Raw genomic sequence first — 4,290 nt, 5'->3', positions numbered from 1 at the left:
GTTGATAATGCCAATTCCCCACGGGCGATTAAAATAGCTGCACCATGATTTCCCAATTGACCATTTATAATCACCGCATCACCGGGTTGAATATGATGGGCAGAAATAGAAACACCTTCTCTGATAACACCAATTCCGGCTGTATTGATAAAGAGTTTATCGGCAGATCCGCGATGGACAACTTTGGTATCTCCCGTAACGATTTTTACCCCAGCAGCGTCGGCGGCTGTTTTCATACTCAGAACGACTTGCCGTAAGGTTTCGACAGGTAGTCCTTCTTCCATAATCATGCTACAGGTTAGATACAGGGGTTTTGCCCCACTGACGGCTAAATCGTTGACAGTTCCATTGATGGCTAATTCGCCGATATTACTACCAGGAAAGAATAAGGGATCGACGACATAAGAATCAGTAGTAAAGGCTAATCGATCGCCCTGACTAATGAGTTGGGCGAGGGGAATCGTGGCTTGATCTTCCAGTTGGGAAAGGATGGGGTTATCGAAACTCCCGACAAAAATATCATCAATTAAATCCCGCATAGCTTTGCCACCACTCCCATGTGCCAGGGTGATGGCAGTATCTTTAATTTTATTAGGGCGGCGTCGGATTTGTTCGATTTTTTGGAAGAGGGGATTTTGGTTATGGGTCATTTGTCATTCGTCTTATGTCATTCGTCTTATGTTATTTAGTTGGGGCGGGTTTGGTGATATCAGGGTGAAAACAAAACGTTAAGGGTAAAACCCGCCCCTACAACAGACGTTCCATCTTCCCCATCTTCTGGGTTCGTAGTAGGCACTTTAGTGCCAGAAGCGCTAAAGCGCTTACTACAAACTATTAAAGTTAGTGACATTCAATTTAGGTGTGATGCTTACCTCCTTTACCGGGTTTATCGGCATGTAATTCACCGCCAACAGCCCAATTTTCTCGCTCAAATTCATCAATATGAATCGTTACCCATTCGGGTTTCGTGCCTAAGGTGGAAACTAGGGTATCGGTGAGGGCTTTGGCAAGTTTACGTTTTTGATCGACGGAGTGACCTTGGGCGATCTGAACTGTGACAAATGGCATAACCGTTTATTCTCCAATCTCAAACTGTGTTTTAACAGCATTGTATGGGGGAAAACGGACGGATTTTGTATTGGAGTTATCGGTTTGATGGATAAACTTTGGGGGCTAAACCTACCTTGACAAATGTTCTCCCTTGACTGTTTTAACTTTCAAGAAACAGGTTATGATATAGGGGGTTTAGGAGAGGGTGACCTGATGCAATTGAGTAAAGGGCGACCCGATTCCATTGAGTAGAATGGCGTTGTTAATTTATGCAGGCGGGTCGCCCCTACAGGGGATTAATTGATGCCGACGGCGGTTTTGGCGACTTTGGATAGGCGTCCATATTTGTAATACGCCGCACAAGCCCCTTCTGAGGATACCATACAAGTTCCGATTGGGTTTTCCGGTGTACAAGCTGTACCAAAAACTTTACATTGCCAAGGTTTCATGACGCCTTTGAGGATTTCTCCACATTGACAGGCTTTGTGATCGGCGACTTGACGATTGGGAACAGTAAATTTAACTTCGGCATCAAATTGGGCGTAGTCGGGGCGAATTTTAAACCCAGAATTTGCAATATCACCGAGTCCTCGCCATTCAAATTTTTGCCGGACTTCAAAGACGGTATCCATCGCGTCTAAGGCGACGCGATTTCCTTGGGGTTGAACAATACGATCATATTGATTTTCTACCTCGCAGCGTCCTTGAATCAGTTGCTGCAATATCATCCACAGGGATTGCAAAATATCCAAGGGTTCAAATCCGGAAACGACTAGCGGTTTTTGGTACTGTTCGGCAATAAATTGATAGGGTTCTGTACCAATAACCATGCTGACATGACCGGGACCAATAAAGGCATCCAGTTGTAAGTCGGGATTGTCTAATAAGGCTTGTAAGGCGGGAATAACTAGAACGTGATTGCAGAACATACTGAAGTTTTGCAGTCCTTCAGCATCCGCTTGCAGGATGGTTAATGCGGTACTCGGGGCGGTGGTTTCAAAGCCAAGTCCGAAGAAAACGACTTCTTTATCGGGGTTGTCTTTGGCAATTTGCAGGCTATCTAGGGGAGAATAAACCATGCGAATATCCGCACCGGCTGCTTTGGCTTGCAGTAGGCTTTTCTGGGAACCGGGAACCCGCATGGCGTCGCCAAAGGTGGTGAGGATTACGTTAGGATAATCTGCGATCGCGATCGCGTCATCTAAGCGTCCCCTGGGCATTACGCAGACGGGACAGCCGGGACCATGGATTAATTCAATGGTGTCGGGTAAGATTTCTTCGAGTCCATATTTAAAGATGGAATGGGTATGACCGCCACAAACTTCCATTACTTTTAGCGGTTGGGTTGGAGTTTTGCCTAATTTAGTGGTTAAGGTTTGGATTTCTCGCAGTAGGGCTTTGGCTTTTTGGGGATCGCGAAATTCGTCAACGTATTTCATAATTTGTCATTCGTCATTTGTCATTTGTCATTTCTCTACATTTGCTATGATTTATAACGTAGTCGGGGCGGGTTTAGTCAAGTTAGATGTTTTCTGTGAGAGGTTATCGGTCAAACCCGCCCCTACAGATGTGCTAGGGTTTATTCGGTTAAGGCGAGTTCTTGGAGTAATTGTAAGGTTTCGGCGGCTTCTTGTTCGTCAAGGCGATTCATGGCAAAGCCGACGTGAACTAATACCCAATCGTTGACACAGCTGTCAATGGGATGATTTTGATCAATAATACAGGCAATATTAACTTGGCGTTGGACGCCGCCAATATTGACTATGGCGAGTTGATGTTCTCTATCCGTTATTTCAGTAATTTTACCGGGAATGCCTAAACACATTTTTCTGTTGTCCTTTGTGGGTTGTTGGGTGTGTTTTGTCCTGAGTAAGCTGAGATTTTTATGGAGGGAAGGTAAATTGGGTGCGCTAGTTATTTGATAGCGTGATTCAGGTGATTTTTATACGTTTGCCGCTACATCTGATAGTTGAATGGTAGGGAGGGCGGGTTTTGTTCGGAAGGTGTGAGGTAGGGAGATTAAGGTTTGTCCCTAAACCCGCCCCTACATCTTGCGGCGATTACGGCTTGTCCTAAGGATAGTCCTCCATCATTGGGTGGAACTAGGCTGTGTGTCAATACTCTCATCCCCATTCTCTCTAAATTTTCACTGACTTGGGTCAATAAAATCCGGTTTTGAAATACACCTCCGGTGAGGATAACGTGATTGCTAATTAAATCAGGACTTAACTGCTGAACCATATTCGCGATCGCGTCGGCTAATCCTTGGTGAAATTTGGCGGCAATGAGGGACTTTGACACATCTTGCTGTAAATCGTCCAATAATGCAAGCCATAGGGGATAAGGTTCTAAAATTAATTCTGTTTCCTGATCTAGTTTGCCAATGTTAAAGGGATATGCCCCTACTTCTTTAACATAATTTAAGCTATCCGGGGTAACTAGGGCTTCCATTTCAATCGCAGCTTGCCCTTCATAGCTACATTCTGTCCGACAAATCCCCAACGCCGCCGCCACTGCATCAAATAATCGTCCAGAAGATGAGGCGAGGGGTGAGTTAATTCCTTTTTCGATGAGTTGATGCAGCAAGGGATGAGGTTTTTGATCCAGAAATTGGATGATGTCTAAATCCCCATACTCTTGTTTTAACCGATTCCAGTCCAATGCTGCCATTAAATGAGCGTAGGTATTGCGCCAAGGTTGATAAATTGCCTGTTCTCCGCCAATCATGGCGATGGGTTTAAATCTGCCTAATCGTTTAAATCCCTGATAATCGGCTAAGAGGAATTCTCCGCCCCAAAGTTTGCCATCTTCACCATAGCCTAATCCATCTAAGGCGATTCCTAATACAGGGGGAGTCGTGAGTGGGATACCATTTTCTGCCATACAAGCAGCAATATGGGCATGATGATGTTGGATAGAATGTAAGGTAAGATTATTAGCGGTAGCGAGTTCTTGTCCGAGTTTAGTAGAGAGGTATTCGGGATGTTTGTCTGTCGCGATCGCGCTGGGTTTATGGTCAAATAAGTTTAGGTAGAGATTGAGGGTGTTTTGGTAAGCGTTAAAGGCAGCAGCATTTTCTAAGTCTCCTAAATGTTGAGATAAAATTGCTTGTCCATCTCGCAACAAACAGAACGTATTTTTCAGTTCACTCCCCATCGCCAGAATCGGCGGACAATTGTCAAATCCTGGGGGCAAAGGAATGGGTTTAGGTGCATATCCACGGGCGCGGCGTAGGGTTTG

The 4,290-nt window shown here is 45.0% G+C and carries 5 protein-coding genes; all 5 read right to left on the bottom strand.

The window, feature by feature from the left end; translation table 11 throughout:
• A partial coding sequence (gene hypE / locus ACLFWI_RS27540; RefSeq protein ID WP_446415583.1) for a hydrogenase expression/formation protein HypE occupies window positions 1-650 on the bottom strand: 650 nt, incomplete at its 3' end.
• 205 nt (window positions 651-855) lie between these two features.
• Window positions 856-1,068: a tautomerase family protein gene (locus ACLFWI_RS27535; RefSeq protein WP_446408992.1), complete on the bottom strand. Its 213-nt coding sequence runs from the start codon at window positions 1,066-1,068 to the stop codon at window positions 856-858.
• Between the two features lie 278 nt (window positions 1,069-1,346).
• Window positions 1,347-2,489, bottom strand: a complete 1,143-nt coding sequence (gene hypD / locus ACLFWI_RS27530; protein WP_446415582.1) for a hydrogenase formation protein HypD — start codon at window positions 2,487-2,489, stop codon at window positions 1,347-1,349.
• A 140-nt stretch (window positions 2,490-2,629) separates the two neighbouring features.
• Window positions 2,630-2,875 (bottom strand): HypC/HybG/HupF family hydrogenase formation chaperone, encoded by a 246-nt coding sequence (locus ACLFWI_RS27525; RefSeq protein ID WP_446415581.1) that lies wholly within the window; start codon window positions 2,873-2,875, stop codon window positions 2,630-2,632.
• Window positions 2,876-3,069: 194 nt separating this feature from the next.
• The coding region (locus ACLFWI_RS27520; protein ID WP_446415580.1) for a Kae1-like domain-containing protein at window positions 3,070-4,290 on the bottom strand (1,221 nt) is incomplete at its 5' end.

This window comes from Coleofasciculus sp. (assembly GCF_046539235.1).
GTDB lineage: Bacteria > Cyanobacteriota > Cyanobacteriia > Cyanobacteriales > Coleofasciculaceae > Coleofasciculus.
This window is presented reverse-complemented; position numbering and strand designations above follow the sequence as displayed.